Source organism: Serratia ureilytica (assembly GCF_013375155.1).
Lineage (GTDB): Bacteria > Pseudomonadota > Gammaproteobacteria > Enterobacterales > Enterobacteriaceae > Serratia > Serratia ureilytica.
This window is the reverse complement of record NZ_JABXOF010000022.1, coordinates 1-15,203: the sequence shown is the minus strand read 5'-3', so window position 1 is coordinate 15,203 and position 15,203 is coordinate 1. Positions and strand designations below refer to the sequence as shown.

Sequence of the window (15,203 nt, the reverse complement as noted above, 5' to 3'; positions counted from 1 at the left end):
ATGGCTAAGCAACCAGGATTAGATTTTCAAAGTGCTAAAGGCGGGCTCGGCGAGCTGAAGCGCAGACTTTTGTTTGTCATCGGCGCGCTGATTGTCTTCCGCATCGGCTCTTTCATTCCGATTCCTGGTATCGATGCCACTGTGCTTGCCAAATTGCTTGAGCAGCAGAGAGGCACTATCATTGAAATGTTTAACATGTTCTCTGGTGGTGCCCTCAGCCGTGCTTCTATCTTTGCTCTGGGGATCATGCCGTATATTTCGGCGTCGATCATTATCCAGCTGCTGACGGTGGTTCATCCGGCGTTGGCGGAAATCAAGAAAGAAGGGGAGGCTGGCCGTCGCAAGATTAGTCAGTACACCCGTTACGGTACGCTGGTATTGGCCATATTCCAGTCGATCGGTATTGCTACCGGTCTGCCGAATATGCCTGGTATGCAGGGCCTGGTGTTAAACCCAGGCTTTGCATTCTACTTTACTGCGGTTGTGAGCTTGGTCACCGGGACAATGTTCCTGATGTGGCTGGGTGAGCAGATTACTGAGCGCGGTATCGGCAACGGTATCTCGATCATTATCTTCGCGGGTATTGTAGCGGGGCTCCCGCCGGCAGTGGCCCATACTATCGAGCAAGCGCGGCAAGGCGACCTGCACTTCCTCCTGCTGCTGTTGGTTGCAGTATTGGTGTTTGCAGTAACCTTCTTCGTTGTTTTCATTGAGCGTGGTCAACGTCGTATCGTCGTTAACTATGCGAAGCGTCAACAAGGTCGTCGTGTTTATGCAGCACAGAGTACACACTTACCGTTGAAAGTGAACATGGCGGGTGTTATCCCGGCGATTTTCGCTTCCAGCATTATTCTGTTCCCGGCCACGATTGCATCATGGTTTGGGGGCGGTACCGGTTGGAACTGGCTGACTACGATTTCGCTGTATTTGCAGCCAGGGCAACCGCTTTATGTGTTACTCTATGCGTCTGCAATCATCTTCTTCTGTTTCTTCTACACGGCGTTGGTATTCAACCCGCGTGAGACAGCAGATAACCTGAAGAAGTCCGGTGCCTTCGTACCAGGAATTCGTCCGGGAGAGCAAACGGCGAAGTATATCGATAAAGTAATGACGCGTTTAACCCTGGTGGGCGCGATGTACATTACTTTCATCTGCCTGATCCCGGAGTTCATGCGTGATGCAATGAAAGTACCATTCTACTTTGGTGGTACCTCGCTACTGATCGTGGTTGTCGTCATCATGGACTTTATGGCTCAAGTGCAAACTCTGATGATGTCAAGTCAGTACGAGTCTGCATTGAAGAAAGCAAATCTGAAAGGCTATAACCGCTAGTCAGATTCGTTTGAGAAGTTACGGAGAGTAAAAATGAAAGTTCGTGCTTCCGTCAAGAAATTATGTCGTAACTGCAAAATCGTTAAGCGTAACGGTGTCGTTCGTGTGATTTGCAGCGCCGAGCCGAAGCATAAACAGCGTCAAGGCTGATTATCTCGCATATTTTTCTTGCAAAGTTGGGTTGAGCTGGCTAGATTAGCCAGCCAATCTTTTGTATGTCGCACTGCAACATTATTTGAGTATCCTGAAAACGGGCTTTTCAGAATGGTGTTGCTGTATAAAATAGTAGGAGTGCATAGTGGCCCGTATAGCAGGCATTAACATTCCTGATCATAAACATACCGTTATCGCCTTAACGTCGATCTTCGGTATCGGTAAAACCCGTTCACAGGCTATCTGTGCATCCACGGGTATTGCTGAAAATGTTAAGATCAGTGAGCTGTCTGAAGAGCAAATCGAAAAGCTTCGTGATGCAGTTGCCAAATACACCGTTGAGGGTGATTTGCGTCGTGAAATTACCCTGAGCATCAAGCGTCTTATGGACCTTGGTTGCTATCGTGGTTTGCGTCATCGTCGTGGTCTGCCGGTACGCGGTCAGCGCACCAAGACCAACGCTCGTACCCGTAAGGGTCCGCGCAAGCCGATCAAGAAATAATCGGGGTTATTGAATAATGGCAAAGGCACCTGTTCGTACACGTAAGCGTGTAAGAAAGCAAGTCTCTGACGGCGTGGCTCATATCCATGCTTCTTTCAACAACACCATCGTTACCATCACTGATCGTCAGGGTAATGCTTTGGGTTGGGCAACAGCCGGTGGTTCCGGTTTCCGTGGTTCTCGTAAGTCCACTCCGTTCGCAGCACAGGTTGCAGCAGAACGTTGTGCTGACGCAGTAAAAGAATACGGTATCAAGAACCTGGAAGTTATGGTTAAAGGACCTGGTCCTGGTCGTGAGTCTACTATCCGCGCTCTGAACGCGGCTGGTTTCCGCATCACTAATATTACTGATGTGACTCCGATCCCTCATAACGGTTGTCGTCCGCCGAAAAAGCGCCGCGTGTAACGCAGCTTTTAGGATTGTTGGAGAAAGAAAATGGCAAGATATTTGGGTCCTAAGCTCAAGCTGAGCCGTCGTGAGGGCACAGACCTGTTCCTTAAGTCTGGCGTTCGCGCGATCGATTCCAAGTGTAAAATTGAACAAGCACCTGGTCAGCACGGTGCGCGTAAACCGCGTCTGTCTGATTACGGTGTTCAGTTGCGTGAGAAGCAGAAAGTTCGCCGTATGTACGGCATTCTGGAGCGTCAATTCCGTAACTATTACAAAGAAGCAACCCGCCTGAAGGGCAACACCGGTGAAAACCTGTTGCAGCTGCTGGAAGGTCGTCTGGACAACGTTGTTTACCGTATGGGCTTCGGCGCTACTCGTGCAGAGTCACGTCAGCTGGTTAGCCACAAAGCAGTTATGGTAAACGGTCGCGTTGTTAACATCGCTTCTTATCAGGTATCTCCGAATGACGTAGTCAGCATCCGCGAGAAAGCTAAAAAGCAGTCTCGTGTTAAAGCTTCTCTGGAGCTGGCTGAGCAGCGTGAAAAGCCGACTTGGCTGGAAGTTGATGCTGCTAAGATGGAAGGCGTGTTCAAGCGTATGCCTGAACGTACCGATCTGTCTGCGGACATTAACGAACACCTGATCGTCGAGCTTTACTCCAAGTAAAGCTTAGTACCAAAGAGAGGACACAATGCAGGGTTCTGTGACAGAGTTTCTAAAACCGCGCCTGGTAGATATCGAGCAAGTCAGTTCGACGCACGCCAAGGTGACCCTTGAGCCTTTAGAGCGTGGCTTTGGCCATACTCTTGGCAACGCACTGCGCCGTATTCTGCTTTCATCTATGCCGGGTTGCGCGGTGACCGAGGTTGAGATTGATGGTGTACTGCATGAGTACAGCACCAAAGAAGGCGTACAGGAAGATATCCTGGAGATCCTGCTCAACCTGAAAGGGCTGGCGGTGAGAGTTCAAGGCAAAGACGAAGTTATTCTTACCCTGAATAAATCTGGCATTGGCCCTGTGACCGCTGCCGACATCACCCATGATGGTGATGTCGAAATCGTCAAGCCTCAGCACGTGATCTGCCACCTGACTGATGAGAACGCGGCTATCAGCATGCGTATCAAAGTTCAGCGCGGTCGCGGTTATGTGCCGGCTTCTGCCCGAATTCATTCGGAAGAAGATGAGCGCCCAATCGGTCGTCTGTTGGTTGACGCCTGCTACAGCCCTGTAGAGCGTATCGCCTACAATGTTGAAGCTGCGCGTGTAGAACAGCGTACTGACTTGGATAAGCTGGTCATCGAGATGGAGACCAATGGCACGATCGATCCTGAAGAGGCGATCCGCCGTGCGGCCACCATTCTGGCTGAACAACTTGAAGCTTTCGTTGACCTGCGTGATGTACGTCAGCCGGAAGTTAAAGAAGAGAAACCGGAATTCGATCCGATCTTGCTGCGCCCTGTTGACGATCTGGAATTGACTGTCCGCTCTGCTAACTGCCTCAAGGCAGAAGCTATCCACTACATCGGTGATCTGGTACAGCGTACCGAGGTTGAGTTGCTGAAAACGCCAAACCTGGGTAAAAAATCTCTTACCGAGATTAAAGACGTGCTGGCCTCACGTGGTCTGTCTCTGGGCATGCGCCTGGAAAACTGGCCGCCGGCAAGCATTGCTGACGAGTAACCGGATCACAGGTTAAGGTTTTACTGAGAAGGATAAGGTCATGCGCCATCGTAAGAGTGGTCGTCAACTGAACCGTAACAGCAGCCATCGCCAGGCTATGTTCCGTAACATGGCCGGCTCTTTGGTTCGTCATGAGATCATCAAGACGACCCTGCCAAAAGCAAAAGAGCTGCGTCGCGTTGTTGAGCCGCTGATTACTCTTGCCAAGACCGACAGCGTAGCTAATCGTCGTCTGGCATTCGCCCGTACTCGTGATAACGAGATCGTGGCAAAACTGTTTAACGAGCTGGGCCCGCGTTTCGCGAGCCGTGCCGGTGGTTACACTCGCATTCTGAAGTGTGGCTTCCGCGCAGGCGACAACGCGCCGATGGCATACATCGAGCTGGTTGATCGTGCTGAGTCTCAAGCAGAAGTAGCAACTGCAGAGTAATCTGTAGACGCGTAAAAAAACCGGGCTTGCCCGGTTTTTTTACGTCCAAATCCAGCCAAATGTGCTCAATTCCCCCGCCGAGCTTAAGATCCCCGCTCCTATCCGTTATGCTTAGACTCATTCAATAAGCTCACTGAGGCTGTCTGTTATGGGGTTGCTCGACCAATGGGCGGAACGTCATATCCTTGATGCCCAGGATAAAGGCGAGTTCGACAATCTGCCCGGCCAGGGACAACCGCTCGTGCTGGACGATGACAGCGCGGTGCCTGCTGAGCTACGCGCCAGTTACCGCCTGCTGAAAAATGCCGGTTATCTGCCGCCGGCGCTGGAAGATCGCAAAGAGGCATTAACCGTTGCTCACTTACTGCAAGGGATCAACAGTGAGCATCCGGACTATGTCGATCTCAGCAAGCGCATGGCGCTGCTGGAACATCGGTTGCGTCACGCTGGAATGAGCACGGACTTCTTGCATGGCGAATATCAGCGTGCGCTGGACGGTAAACTCACCCGAGAGGAGAAGTAATGTTCAAGATAGGTCAGTTGGCCAAGCTTGCCGAAGTGACGCCGGATACCGTGCGTTACTATGAAAAGCAGGGCATGATGGATCACAATGTCCGTACTGAAGGTGGTTATCGGCTGTACACCGAGCAGGATCTGCAGCGGCTGCGTTTTATCCGCTATGCCAAGCAGTTGGGCTTTACTCTGGAAACGATCGCCGAGCTGCTGTCGATCCGGGTCGATCCGGAACATCACACCTGCCAGGAATCGAAGTCTATCGTTGATGCGCGCCTGAGCGAAGTGGAAAGCAAGTTGGCGGAGCTGACCCGGATGCGTGAATCGTTGAAACGGCTGAGCGACGCCTGCTGCGGTACCGCCCATACCAGCAACTACTGTTCGATCCTGGAAGCTTTGGAACAGGGCGCCAGCGATGACAAAGGCAAAAAAGGTTGCTGACGGCACTTTAATTTTTATATCGCCGGCAGTATTATCGCCCCGTTTTATCCCTCATATTTTACAGGAGCATTATCATGACGAAATATCGTCACACCAAAGGCCAGATTCAAGATAACGCCATTGAGGCGCTGCTGCATGACCCGCTATTCCGTCAGCGGGTAGAAAAGAATGTGAAAGGCAAAGGCAGCTATCGACGTAAAGAAAAACACAACAAAGGCGGTAACTGGGAGGCCAGTGGCAAACTATCAAACGATAATTTACCACTGGCCTTCTGGTTTTAAGGCATTAAAAAAGCCACCTTCATCCGGTGGCTTTTTATTGGCATAACCAAATGCTGTCTTACAGTTTTGGCTGCTGTTGATGGCTCAGCAAATCACGGATTTCCGTCAGCAGTTTCTCTTCTGCAGTAGGTTCTGGCGGCGCTGCCGGAGCTTCTTCTTGTTTGCGGCGCATTTTGTTCATCAATTTAATCGCCAGGAAGATGGCGAAGGCGACAATCACGAAGTCAAATACGGTTTGGATGAATGAACCGTAGTTCATTACCACCGCCGGTACGGCGCCCTGAGCTTCACGTAATACCAGATGGAACTGTTTAAAGTCGACACCGCCGATCAGTAAGCCCAGCGGAGGCATGATGATATCAGCGACGAAGGATGAAACAATCTTGCCGAACGCGGCACCGATAATCACACCGACGGCCAGATCGACCACGTTGCCGCGCATGGCAAATTCGCGAAACTCTTTCAACATACTCATAGAACGCACCCCTTGCAGAATTAATAACTCAAGTTTAACAAAGCAATTTCCCTTTGCCACAAAAGGAGAGAAGTTTTATCTCCTCTCAAGGCAGAGAACAACTACGCGATTATAGACCATCGCCAAATAAATTCGTTCTACAAGAAGAACGGGCTCGGTTGGAACAGGCGTTCAACGTCCGGCACGAATTTCTTGTCGGTAATAAACATGATGACATGATCGCCCTGTTCGATTTTGCTGTTGCCGTTAGCGATGATGACGTCGTCGCCACGAACGATAGCGCCGATGGTGGTACCCGGTGGCAGCTTGATATCTTCAACGATGCGGCCAACCACTTTGGACGTGCTTTCATCGCCGTGGGCAATCGCTTCGATCGCCTCCGCTACGCCGCGGCGCAGTGACGAGACGCTGACGATATCCGCTTTGCGCACATGCCCAAGCAGCGCGGAGATGGTTGCCTGCTGCGGAGAAATGGCAATATCGATCACGCTGCCTTGCACCAGATCGACATAGGCGCGCCGCTGGATCAGGACCATCACTTTCTTGGCGCCCATGCGCTTGGCCAGCATAGCCGACATGATGTTGGCCTCATCGTCGTTGGTGATGGCGATGAAGACATCCACCTGCTCGACGTGCTCTTCGGCCAGCAGTTCCTGGTCGGAGGCATCGCCGTAGAACACGATGGTATCGTGCAACTGCTCGGCCAGTTCGGCGGCACGTTGCTGATTGCGCTCAATGAGTTTGACGTTATAGTCTTTCTCCAGCTTGGCGGCCAGGCCGGCGCCGACGTTGCCGCCGCCGACGATCATGATGCGCTTATAAGGTTTTTCCAGCCGTTGCAGTTCGCTCATCACCGCGCGAATGTGCTGTGAGGCGGCAACGAAGAACACTTCATCACCGGCTTCGATAATGGTCGAGCCTTGCGGACGAATCGGCCGATCCTGGCGGAAAATGGCGGCGACGCGAGTGTCGATATGCGGCATGTGTTCGCGCATCGAAGAGAGCGCATTGCCGACCAGCGGGCCGCCGTAATAGGCTTTAACCGCGGCGATGCTGACCTTGCCTTCGGCGAAGTTGACCACCTGCAGCGCGCCGGGGTATTCAATCAGCTTGTAGATATAGTCGATGACCAGCTGCTCCGGCGAAATCAGATGGTCGATCGGCACCGCTTCCGGCAGGAACAGTTTCTCCGACTCGCGGATATATTCCGGCGCGCGGATACGGGCGATACGGTTGGGGGTATTAAACAGAGAATAGGCGATCTGGCAGGCGATCATGTTGGTTTCGTCGGAGTTGGTGACGGCGACCAGCATGTCGGCATCTTCTGCGCCAGCTTCGCGCAGCACCCGGGGGTGAGAACCATGTCCCTGAACCACTCGCAGATCGAATTTATCCTGCAGCTGACGCAACCGGCCGGAGTCGGTATCGACGACGGTGATATCGTTGTTTTCACCTACCAGGTTTTCCGCCAGCGTCCCGCCAACCTGCCCGGCACCAAGAATAATTATTTTCATCGTGTTCTCTGCTTCACACTGAAAGACTTAGGGCGCGTGGGCACCCTGAAGAATTACATTTTAATCAGCTTAGCGTAAAAGAAGCCATCGCCGTCCTCGGGATGCGGGATATTCTGCCGTCCCGGCCGCTGCGCATCGCCGGTTTCAACCAGCTTGGCATCGGCATGGCGCTGCAAGAACGCGGCGATCTGACTACTGTTTTCATCCGGCAGAATAGAGCAGGTTGCGTAAACCATCACGCCGCCTGATTTCAGATGCGGCCAGACGGCCTCCAGGATATCGGCTTGCAGGGCGGCGAGTTCGGCGATGTCGCGATCGCGGCGCAGCCATTTGATGTCGGGATGACGGCGGATCACGCCGGTGGCCGAACAAGGCGCGTCCAGCAGGATACGGTCGAACTGCTTGTCACCGCACCATTGCTGCGGTGTGCGGCCATCGCCCAGTTTAACCTCTGCGTGCAAACGCAGACGCTGCAGGTTTTCTTTCACCCGCGCCAGACGCTGTTCGTCGATATCGACGGCCATAACCTGTGCTTTCGGCGCCGCTTCCAGAATATGCGTGGTTTTGCCGCCGGGCGCGGCGCACAAATCGAGGATCTGTTCACCGTCTTGTGGATCCAACAGATCAACACAGCCTTGGGCTGAGGCATCTTGCACAGTGACCCAGCCGTCGGCGAACCCTGGCAGATCGGTCACGGCGCAAGGTGCCAGCAACCGCACGGCGTCGGCATAGTCTGCATGAGGCTCTGCGGCGATGCCGGCGTCGGTCAGCAGCTGCAGGTAAGCCTCACGGGTGTGATGCAGGCGGTTGACGCGCAGCCACATCGGCGGCTTCTGGTTATTGGCGTCGACGATCTGTTGCCAGTTGGCGGGATAAGCCTGTTGGATGCGTTTCAGCAACCAGCTCGGGTGCAGGTAGCGGCTGTCATTGTTGGCGGCGCGCTGCAGAAGTTCTTCCTGCTGGCGCTGGAATTGCCGCAAGACGCCGTTAATCAAACCTTTTAACTGTGGGCGTTTCAGCGCCACCGCACCTTCCACGGTTTCTGCGAGTACGGCGTGCGCCGGGATACGGGTATACAGCAGCTGATACAAGCCGACCATCAGCAAATAGTGAAGTGTACGTTGCTTGCCGGTCAGCGGTTTGGCCATTAATTGCTGAATGCACCATTCGAGCTGCGGCAGTACGCGTAACGTGCCGAAGCACAGTTCCTGCAGCAACCCGCGGTCTTTATCGCTGATGGAGGTTTGCAGCGCCGGCAGGACAGTACTCAGTGACTGCCCTTGATCCAGCACCTGGCCGATGGCTTTGGCAACGATGCTGCGGAGATTGTAATTATTTTTCATAGGCTGAAGCTGATAACGATCGGCATTAAGAAAATAACGGCCCGGCGATGAACGGCCGGGCAGTGGGGTGACTTACAGCCGGTTACCCGGGGTAAACCATTCACGACGTGAATTTAACAGGTCTTGCGCCGACATCGGTTTCTTGCCGGCGGGCTGCAGTTGGATCAGATTGAGGATACCGTCGGCGGTCGCCACCTGAATGCCGTGCTTGTCGGCATGGACAACGGTGCCCGGCTCCGCGTTGGCGCTTTCCGCCATTACGCTGGCCTGCCACACTTTCACCGGTTGCTCATCGATGGTGAAGTAGCTTATCGGCCAAGGGTTGAAGGCGCGGATGCAACGCTCCAGCTGTGCGGCGGACAGTGTCCAATCCAGGCGAGCTTCTTCTTTGCTCAGCTTCTCGGCGTAGGTGACCTGCGACTCGTCCTGCACTTCGCGGGTGGCGCTGCCGTCGGCCATTTTGCGCAGCGTCGTCAGCATGCCCTGCGGGCCGAGCTGCGCCAGCTTGTCGTAGAGGCTGGCGCTGGTATCGCTGCTCTCAATCGGGCAGGCGATCTTGTGCATCATGTCACCGGTATCGAGACCGACATCCATCTGCATGATAGTCACGCCGGTTTCGCTGTCACCGGCCCAGAGCGAACGCTGGATCGGCGCCGCGCCGCGCCAGCGAGGCAGCAGCGAACCATGTACGTTGATGCAGCCAAGACGCGGCATATCCAGCACCGCTTGCGGCAGAATCAACCCGTAGGCAACCACCACCATCACGTCGGCGTTGAGATCCGCCACCAGACGCTGGTTCTCTTCGGGGCGCAGCGATTTAGGCTGAAATACCGGCAATTGGTGTTGTTCGGCCAGCATTTTGACCGGGCTGGGCGTTAGCTTGTTGCCGCGGCCTGCCGGACGGTCGGGTTGAGTGAATACGCCGACAATCTGGTGCTCAGATGACAACAGCGCGTCAAGATGACGCGCTGCGAAGTCTGGTGTTCCGGCGAAAATAATCCGTAAAGAGTCAGACACGTTGATTTCCTGATCGGTTAGGCGCGGGCTTGAAGCTTGGCCATTTTTTCCAGTTTCTGACGAATGCGCTGACGCTTGAGCGGCGACAGGTAATCGACGAACAGTTTACCCATCAGGTGATCCATCTCGTGCTGGATGCAGATCGCCAGCAGATCGTCCGCTTCCAGCTCGAAAGGTTTGCCTTCGCGATCCAGCGCGCGGATCTTCACCTGCGCGGCGCGCGGCACCAGCGCACGCTGCTCGGGAATGGAAAGACAGCCTTCCTCGATGCCGGTTTCGCCGCTTTTTTCCAGCAGCTCCGGGTTGATCAGCACCAGGCGCTGATCGCGATTCTCGGAGACGTCGATCACGATAATGCGCTGATGGATATCCACCTGAGTCGCAGCCAGGCCAATGCCTTCCTCTGCGTACATGGTTTCAAACATATCATCCACGATGCGCTGGATATCTGCATTGACTTCTTTTACCGGCGCTGCGACTTTGCGCAGACGCTCGTCTGGGAAATGTAATACCTGCAAGACTGACATATATCTTTAGATCTGTATCCGAGTAATGAACGAGGTTTAACCTCTATTCTAGACATTTCCCGACCTGATTGACAGCATTGCGCACCAATTGCTCAGATTGGCAATACCACCGTTTTTGCTGAGGGAACAGACGATGCGGCCGGAAGAGATCGCTTTACGGATGCGGGGAGTCACGGGGCTACAGACCGTCGTGGCCAGTCGGCTCGTGCGACAGTTATCGCAAATGAGTGGCGAGCCTCGCCGCGTGTTGCATGAGCTGGGATTGAACGAACGGCAGCAGGCACAGTTCAACCGAGTGGATCCCGTCTATCTGGCGGCCACCCTGCGTTGGCTGGAGGAGCCGGCGCACCGTATGCTGAACTATGGGGCGCCCGGCTATCCTGAAAACCTGGCTCAGATCGACGACGCGCCGCTGTTTCTGCTGATCGAGGGCGATCCTCGGGTGCTGTTGCAACCTCAGCTCGCTATGGTCGGCAGCCGGCAGTTCAGCCATTACGGCGAGCGTTGGGCGAACCATTTCGCCGAGGAGTTGGCGCGTTGCGGTTTCACCATCACCAGCGGTTTGGCGATCGGCATCGACGGCATTTGCCATCGTGCGGCGCTGGCGGCCGATGGCTGCACGATTGCGGTGTTGGGCAGCGGGCTAGGCAATATCTATCCGCGCCGGCACCGCCGGCTCGCGGAGCAGATAGTCGAGCAGGGCGGCGCCGTGATTTCAGATCATTTAGTCACCGATTTGCCTCTGGCCGACCATTTCCCACGCCGTAACCGCATTATCAGCGGGCTCAGCCTGGGGGTTCTGGTCATAGAAGCTTCGCTGCGCAGCGGTACCCTGGTGACGGCTCGCTACGCGTTGGAGCAGGGGCGTGAGGTATTCGCCTTGCCTGGGCCATTAGGAAACCCGATGAGTGAGGGGACGCATTGGTTAATCCAGCAGGGCGCGCATCTGGTCACCGGGCCGAAAGATATCGCCGAATTGCTGGGAAGCGGCCTTCAATGGCTGTCACTGAACGAAAATACAACTATTTGTGCGTCGCAAGCTGAAGTTGAATTGCCATTTGGCGATGTGTTGGCTAACGTAGGAGATGAGGTGACACCTGTTGACGTCGTCGCTGAACGTGCCGGCCAACCTGTGCCAGTGGTGGTAATCAAGTTACTCGAGCTGGAGTTAGCAGGGTGGATCGCAGCTGTACCCGGCGGCTATGTCCGAATAAGGAGGGCAAGCCATGTTCGACGTACTCATGTACTTGTTTGAAACTTATATCCACAATGAACCAGAGATGCGCGTCGATCAGGATCAACTGACCGATGATCTCGCTCAGGCGGGGTTTCATCGGGATGATATCTACAACGCGTTGAATTGGCTTGAGAAGTTGGCTGACCTGCAAGAGGGTCAAAATGCCCCTTACTTTATGGATGCCGATCCGCTGGCAATGCGGATCTACACCGAAGAAGAAGGTGCACGTCTGGACGCCGGCTGCCGTGGTTTTCTCCTGTTCCTGGAACAGATTCAGGTATTGAACCTCGAAACCCGTGAAATGGTTATCGACCGCGTTATGGCTTTGGATAATGCGGAATTCGATCTCGAAGATCTGAAATGGGTCGTGTTGATGGTGCTGTTTAATATCCCCGGATATGAAAGCGCCTATCAGCAAATGGAAGAACTGTTGTTTGAAGTGAACGAAGGTTATCTGCATTGAGCCGATAACGCGCATAGAAGACGTTATGACAAAAAACGCGATTTTTGCCGCCAGGCAAAATGAACCCTGTCCGGAATGCGGGGCCGAACTGGTGATCCGTAGCGGTCGCCACGGCCCCTTCCTCGGCTGTTCCCAGTACCCTGAATGCCAATATATTCGGCCGCTGAAAGCGCAGGCCGATGGACATATCGTTAAGGTCTTGGATGGGCAACAGTGCCCGAAATGTCAGGCGACGTTGGTGCTGCGCCAGGGGCGCTATGGCATGTTTATCGGCTGCAGCGATTATCCGCAGTGCGATCACACTGAAGTGATCGATAAGCCTGACGAAACCGCCATTACCTGTCCGCAGTGCGGCCAAGGCAAACTGCTGCAGCGCAAGTCGCGTTACGGCAAAGTTTTTCATTCCTGCGATCGTTACCCGGAATGCCAGTTTGCCCTCAATGTTAAACCTGTCGCCGGTGAGTGCGCCTATTGCCATTATCCGCTGCTGATGGAAAAGCGCACGGCAAAAGGCCCCGTCCTGTGCTGTGCCAGCAAGCTGTGCGGAAAACCCGTCGCGACTACAGAATAATCACATCATGAACTCAGAATTAAGCCCGAACCTTTTATCTATCATCGATGCTTTGCATCAACAGCAGGTGATTGCGTATCCCACAGAAGCCGTATTCGGCCTGGGTTGCGATCCCGACAGCGAGCAGGCGGTCAATGCATTGCTGGCGCTGAAACAGCGGCCGTGGGAAAAGGGGCTGATTTTGATCGCCGCCGACTATGCACAGCTTAAGCCTTATATCGACGACAGTGCGCTCAGCGAACAGCAGCGCACGACGATGTTTGCCAGCTGGCCTGGGCCGGTAACCTGGGTTTTGCCCGCTCGGCCGGAGACGCCGCGTTTGCTGACCGGACGCTTCAGCTCGCTGGCGGTGCGCGTCAGCGATCATCCGTTGGTGCAGCAGCTGTGCCGGCAGTATGGCAAGCCGCTGGTGTCGACCAGCGCCAATCTCAGTGGGCTGGAGCCATGCCGCAGTGCGGATGAGGTTACGCGGCAGTTCGGCGAAGCTTTCCCGGTATTGCGCGGCAAGGTGGGTGGCCGTCTTAATCCTTCCGAAATCAGAGACGTTCTGACCGGCGAACAGATCCGTCAGGGCTAGAGGTAATGGGCATGGAGAAGTTTGCGGTATTTGGCAACCCTATCGGCCACAGCAAGTCGCCGCGAATTCATGCGCTGTTTGCTGCCCAGACCGGCATTGAGCATCCTTACGGGACGGTGTTGGCGCCGTTAGACGGTTTTGAAACCAGCCTGCAGGCGTTTATCCGCGCCGGAGGGCTGGGGGCGAACGTCACGGTGCCCTTCAAGGAGCGTGCTTATTCGGCCGCTTCTGAGCTGAGCGAGCGCGCAGCGATGGCCGGTGCGGTCAACACCCTGAAGGTATTGCCGAATGGCGAGCTGTTGGGGGATAACACCGACGGCATCGGGTTGCTGACCGATCTACAGCGTCAGCAATTGATCCGGCCGCAGGATCGCATCCTGCTGATGGGCGCCGGCGGCGCAGCGCGCGGCGTGATCCTGCCGCTGCTGTCTTTCGGCTGTCGGCTAACGATCACCAACCGCACCTTCAGCCGAGCCCTGGCGTTGGCAGACGCTTTTCGGCATCTGGGGGAGATCTCGGCGGCGCCGATGGATCAATTGGATCAGCAAGCGTTCGAACTGGTGATCAATGCGACGGCGTCCGGCATCAGCGGAGAGATCCCGGCGTTGCCGGCGGGCGTAGTTAATGCGCACACTCGTTGCTATGACATGTTCTATCAGCAGGGCACTACGCCATTCCTGGCCTGGGCGCAGCAGCAGGGGGCAACGGAATATGCCGATGGGTTGGGCATGCTGGTGGGGCAGGCGGCGCATGCCTTCCTGCTTTGGCATGGAGTGATGCCAGAGATTGAGCCGGTATTGCGCCAGTTGCGCAGCGAACTGGCGGCATAAATGCAACCCCGTTCTCTTTATAGGGAACGGGGCGTCCGTCAGATGTCTTCCGACAGGTATTCATCTTTCCAGCGTACATAGTTGTTCGAAGAATAAAGCAATCCTTCCAACTCGGCGGCGGTCAACGGCCGAACCTGGCGTGCCGGGCTGCCCATATAGAGATAGCCGCTGACCAGGCGTTTGCCCGGCGGCACTAAACTGCCGGCACCAATCATCACGTCGTCTTCTACTACTACACCGTCCAGCAGGATCGATCCCATACCGACCAGCACCCGGTTGCCGATGGCGCAGCCGTGCAGCATCGCTTTATGGCCTACGGTCACGTCTTCTCCAATCAACAGGGGATAACCGTCGGGGTTATGTTCGGAGCGGTGAGTCACATGCAGTACGCTGCCGTCCTGTATATTGCTGCGTGCGCCGATCTTTACCGCATTGACGTCGCCCCGAATGGCGACCAGCGGCCAGATGCTGACGTCATCCGCCAGATCGACGTCGCCGATGACGACGCTGGAAGGATCGATCAAGACGCGCTGACCGAGTTTGGGGGTGTATTGAAGATAAGAACGTACTGCATCGGACATGGTGCTTGCCTCACGTCGGGATCATATTTACCGGCAATACTAGACTCTGACGATGGAATTACAACCAATCGCAGCGCCGGATCCTGCGGAAAATGGCCCTGATCGCACAAGATCCACTCGGAAGGGCTGAAAAGTGTGCAAACAGAAAGAAAAGATCAAAAAAGGGGTTGTGCAAAAAACTCGGATCCCTATAATGCGCCTCCATCGACACGGCGCAAGTGATTCACTTCACACAGCGGCCGGGAAGAAAGAGAAAAAATCCTGAAAATTAGGGTTGACTCTGAAAGAGGAAAGCGTAATATACGCCACCTCGAGTTAGCAAGCGAAAGCGCCTAACTCACTGC

The 15,203-nt window shown here is 54.8% G+C and carries 21 protein-coding genes; 15 read left to right on the top strand and 6 right to left on the bottom strand.

The annotated features are described in order from the left end of the window. The 10 genes from secY (at position 1) to HWW83_RS25205 (ending at position 5,724) form a co-directional block, all read left to right on the top strand. Complete coding sequence (gene secY, locus HWW83_RS25250) at positions 1 to 1,332, top strand: preprotein translocase subunit SecY (RefSeq protein WP_004929740.1); 1,332 nt, start codon at positions 1 to 3, stop codon at positions 1,330 to 1,332. Between the two features lie 33 nt (positions 1,333 to 1,365). Next, on the top strand, positions 1,366 to 1,482 hold the full coding sequence (gene rpmJ / locus HWW83_RS25245) for a 50S ribosomal protein L36 (RefSeq protein WP_002227352.1): 117 nt from the start codon (positions 1,366 to 1,368) through the stop codon (positions 1,480 to 1,482). Positions 1,483 to 1,630: 148 nt separating this feature from the next. After that, positions 1,631 to 1,987, top strand: a complete 357-nt coding sequence (gene rpsM / locus HWW83_RS25240; RefSeq protein ID WP_004929734.1) for a 30S ribosomal protein S13 — start codon at positions 1,631 to 1,633, stop codon at positions 1,985 to 1,987. A gap of 16 nt (positions 1,988 to 2,003) precedes the next feature. Beyond that, complete coding sequence (gene rpsK / locus HWW83_RS25235; RefSeq protein WP_004929731.1) at positions 2,004 to 2,393, top strand: 30S ribosomal protein S11; 390 nt, start codon at positions 2,004 to 2,006, stop codon at positions 2,391 to 2,393. A 30-nt stretch (positions 2,394 to 2,423) separates the two neighbouring features. Further along, on the top strand, positions 2,424 to 3,044 hold the full coding sequence (gene rpsD, locus HWW83_RS25230; RefSeq protein WP_004929729.1) for a 30S ribosomal protein S4: 621 nt from the start codon (positions 2,424 to 2,426) through the stop codon (positions 3,042 to 3,044). 25 nt (positions 3,045 to 3,069) lie between these two features. Then, positions 3,070 to 4,059 (top strand): DNA-directed RNA polymerase subunit alpha, encoded by a 990-nt coding sequence (locus HWW83_RS25225; RefSeq protein WP_002919219.1) that lies wholly within the window; start codon positions 3,070 to 3,072, stop codon positions 4,057 to 4,059. Positions 4,060 to 4,099: 40 nt separating this feature from the next. Continuing rightward, positions 4,100 to 4,489 (top strand): 50S ribosomal protein L17, encoded by a 390-nt coding sequence (rplQ, locus tag HWW83_RS25220; RefSeq protein WP_004929726.1) that lies wholly within the window; start codon positions 4,100 to 4,102, stop codon positions 4,487 to 4,489. Positions 4,490 to 4,637: 148 nt separating this feature from the next. Beyond that, complete coding sequence (locus HWW83_RS25215) at positions 4,638 to 5,012, top strand: DnaJ family domain-containing protein (RefSeq protein ID WP_176589724.1); 375 nt, start codon at positions 4,638 to 4,640, stop codon at positions 5,010 to 5,012. Beyond that, positions 5,012 to 5,443, top strand: a complete 432-nt coding sequence (zntR, locus tag HWW83_RS25210) for a Zn(2+)-responsive transcriptional regulator (RefSeq protein WP_016930321.1) — start codon at positions 5,012 to 5,014, stop codon at positions 5,441 to 5,443. The genes HWW83_RS25215 and zntR overlap by 1 nt, the downstream gene beginning before the upstream one ends. 74 nt (positions 5,444 to 5,517) lie before the next feature. Next, on the top strand, positions 5,518 to 5,724 hold the full coding sequence (locus tag HWW83_RS25205) for an alternative ribosome-rescue factor A (protein WP_004929720.1): 207 nt from the start codon (positions 5,518 to 5,520) through the stop codon (positions 5,722 to 5,724). 58 nt (positions 5,725 to 5,782) lie between these two features. On the opposite strand, the gene mscL is transcribed toward HWW83_RS25205, so the two are convergent. The 5 genes from mscL to def all read right to left on the bottom strand — a co-directional run bounded on the left by mscL (position 5,783) and on the right by def (position 10,600). Beyond that, positions 5,783 to 6,199, bottom strand: a complete 417-nt coding sequence (mscL, locus tag HWW83_RS25200; RefSeq protein WP_033645241.1) for a large-conductance mechanosensitive channel protein MscL — start codon at positions 6,197 to 6,199, stop codon at positions 5,783 to 5,785. Positions 6,200 to 6,336: 137 nt separating this feature from the next. Then, positions 6,337 to 7,713, bottom strand: coding sequence for a Trk system potassium transporter TrkA (gene trkA, locus HWW83_RS25195; protein WP_004929716.1), 1,377 nt, complete (start codon positions 7,711 to 7,713; stop codon positions 6,337 to 6,339). A 53-nt stretch (positions 7,714 to 7,766) separates the two neighbouring features. Further along, positions 7,767 to 9,056, bottom strand: coding sequence for a 16S rRNA (cytosine(967)-C(5))-methyltransferase RsmB (gene rsmB / locus HWW83_RS25190; RefSeq protein ID WP_103101982.1), 1,290 nt, complete (start codon positions 9,054 to 9,056; stop codon positions 7,767 to 7,769). A gap of 72 nt (positions 9,057 to 9,128) precedes the next feature. Then, on the bottom strand, positions 9,129 to 10,073 hold the full coding sequence (fmt, locus tag HWW83_RS25185; RefSeq protein WP_046687909.1) for a methionyl-tRNA formyltransferase: 945 nt from the start codon (positions 10,071 to 10,073) through the stop codon (positions 9,129 to 9,131). A 17-nt stretch (positions 10,074 to 10,090) separates the two neighbouring features. Continuing rightward, complete coding sequence (def, locus tag HWW83_RS25180) at positions 10,091 to 10,600, bottom strand: peptide deformylase (RefSeq protein WP_015379260.1); 510 nt, start codon at positions 10,598 to 10,600, stop codon at positions 10,091 to 10,093. 133 nt (positions 10,601 to 10,733) lie between these two features. Here def and dprA point away from each other — a divergent pair, with 133 nt between their 5' ends. Genes dprA through aroE form a run of 5 tightly spaced genes read left to right on the top strand, consistent with a single transcriptional unit; the run spans position 10,734 to position 14,278 of the window. Then, the gene (dprA, locus tag HWW83_RS25175; protein ID WP_033652727.1) at positions 10,734 to 11,855 is read left to right on the top strand and encodes a DNA-protecting protein DprA; all 1,122 of its coding nucleotides are present in this window, start codon (positions 10,734 to 10,736) and stop codon (positions 11,853 to 11,855) included. Continuing rightward, complete coding sequence (gene smg / locus HWW83_RS25170; protein ID WP_025160381.1) at positions 11,827 to 12,300, top strand: DUF494 family protein Smg; 474 nt, start codon at positions 11,827 to 11,829, stop codon at positions 12,298 to 12,300. Before dprA ends, smg begins: the two co-directional genes overlap by 29 nt. Before the next feature lie 25 nt (positions 12,301 to 12,325). Beyond that, positions 12,326 to 12,871: a DNA topoisomerase family protein gene (locus HWW83_RS25165; protein WP_019456195.1), complete on the top strand. Its 546-nt coding sequence runs from the start codon at positions 12,326 to 12,328 to the stop codon at positions 12,869 to 12,871. Positions 12,872 to 12,878: 7 nt separating this feature from the next. After that, positions 12,879 to 13,448, top strand: a complete 570-nt coding sequence (gene tsaC, locus HWW83_RS25160; protein ID WP_033645237.1) for an L-threonylcarbamoyladenylate synthase type 1 TsaC — start codon at positions 12,879 to 12,881, stop codon at positions 13,446 to 13,448. Between the two features lie 11 nt (positions 13,449 to 13,459). Continuing rightward, positions 13,460 to 14,278 (top strand): shikimate dehydrogenase, encoded by an 819-nt coding sequence (gene aroE / locus HWW83_RS25155; RefSeq protein ID WP_060660864.1) that lies wholly within the window; start codon positions 13,460 to 13,462, stop codon positions 14,276 to 14,278. A 38-nt stretch (positions 14,279 to 14,316) separates the two neighbouring features. On the opposite strand, the gene HWW83_RS25150 is transcribed toward aroE, so the two are convergent. After that, positions 14,317 to 14,859 (bottom strand): gamma carbonic anhydrase family protein, encoded by a 543-nt coding sequence (locus tag HWW83_RS25150; RefSeq protein WP_033645236.1) that lies wholly within the window; start codon positions 14,857 to 14,859, stop codon positions 14,317 to 14,319. Between the last annotated feature and the right edge of the window lie 344 nt (positions 14,860 to 15,203).

What these genes read in the sequence shown, in the direction of transcription:
- secY (WP_004929740.1), top strand. Translation starts at nt 1, where the DNA reads ATGGCTAAGCAACCAGGATTAGATTTTCAAAGTGCTAAAGGCGGGCTC.
- rpmJ (WP_002227352.1), top strand. Translation starts at nt 1,366, where the DNA reads ATGAAAGTTCGTGCTTCCGTCAAGAAATTATGTCGTAACTGCAAAATC.
- rpsK (WP_004929731.1), top strand. Translation starts at nt 2,004, where the DNA reads ATGGCAAAGGCACCTGTTCGTACACGTAAGCGTGTAAGAAAGCAAGTC.
- rpsD (WP_004929729.1), top strand. Translation starts at nt 2,424, where the DNA reads ATGGCAAGATATTTGGGTCCTAAGCTCAAGCTGAGCCGTCGTGAGGGC.
- HWW83_RS25225 (WP_002919219.1), top strand. Translation starts at nt 3,070, where the DNA reads ATGCAGGGTTCTGTGACAGAGTTTCTAAAACCGCGCCTGGTAGATATC.
- rplQ (WP_004929726.1), top strand. Translation starts at nt 4,100, where the DNA reads ATGCGCCATCGTAAGAGTGGTCGTCAACTGAACCGTAACAGCAGCCAT.
- HWW83_RS25215 (WP_176589724.1), top strand. Translation starts at nt 4,638, where the DNA reads ATGGGGTTGCTCGACCAATGGGCGGAACGTCATATCCTTGATGCCCAG.
- zntR (WP_016930321.1), top strand. Translation starts at nt 5,012, where the DNA reads ATGTTCAAGATAGGTCAGTTGGCCAAGCTTGCCGAAGTGACGCCGGAT.
- HWW83_RS25205 (WP_004929720.1), top strand. Translation starts at nt 5,518, where the DNA reads ATGACGAAATATCGTCACACCAAAGGCCAGATTCAAGATAACGCCATT.
- mscL (WP_033645241.1), bottom strand. Translation starts at nt 6,199, where the DNA reads ATGAGTATGTTGAAAGAGTTTCGCGAATTTGCCATGCGCGGCAACGTG.
- trkA (WP_004929716.1), bottom strand. Translation starts at nt 7,713, where the DNA reads ATGAAAATAATTATTCTTGGTGCCGGGCAGGTTGGCGGGACGCTGGCG.
- rsmB (WP_103101982.1), bottom strand. Translation starts at nt 9,056, where the DNA reads ATGAAAAATAATTACAATCTCCGCAGCATCGTTGCCAAAGCCATCGGC.
- def (WP_015379260.1), bottom strand. Translation starts at nt 10,600, where the DNA reads ATGTCAGTCTTGCAGGTATTACATTTCCCAGACGAGCGTCTGCGCAAA.
- dprA (WP_033652727.1), top strand. Translation starts at nt 10,734, where the DNA reads ATGCGGCCGGAAGAGATCGCTTTACGGATGCGGGGAGTCACGGGGCTA.
- smg (WP_025160381.1), top strand. Translation starts at nt 11,827, where the DNA reads ATGTTCGACGTACTCATGTACTTGTTTGAAACTTATATCCACAATGAA.
- HWW83_RS25165 (WP_019456195.1), top strand. Translation starts at nt 12,326, where the DNA reads ATGACAAAAAACGCGATTTTTGCCGCCAGGCAAAATGAACCCTGTCCG.
- tsaC (WP_033645237.1), top strand. Translation starts at nt 12,879, where the DNA reads ATGAACTCAGAATTAAGCCCGAACCTTTTATCTATCATCGATGCTTTG.
- aroE (WP_060660864.1), top strand. Translation starts at nt 13,460, where the DNA reads ATGGAGAAGTTTGCGGTATTTGGCAACCCTATCGGCCACAGCAAGTCG.
- HWW83_RS25150 (WP_033645236.1), bottom strand. Translation starts at nt 14,859, where the DNA reads ATGTCCGATGCAGTACGTTCTTATCTTCAATACACCCCCAAACTCGGT.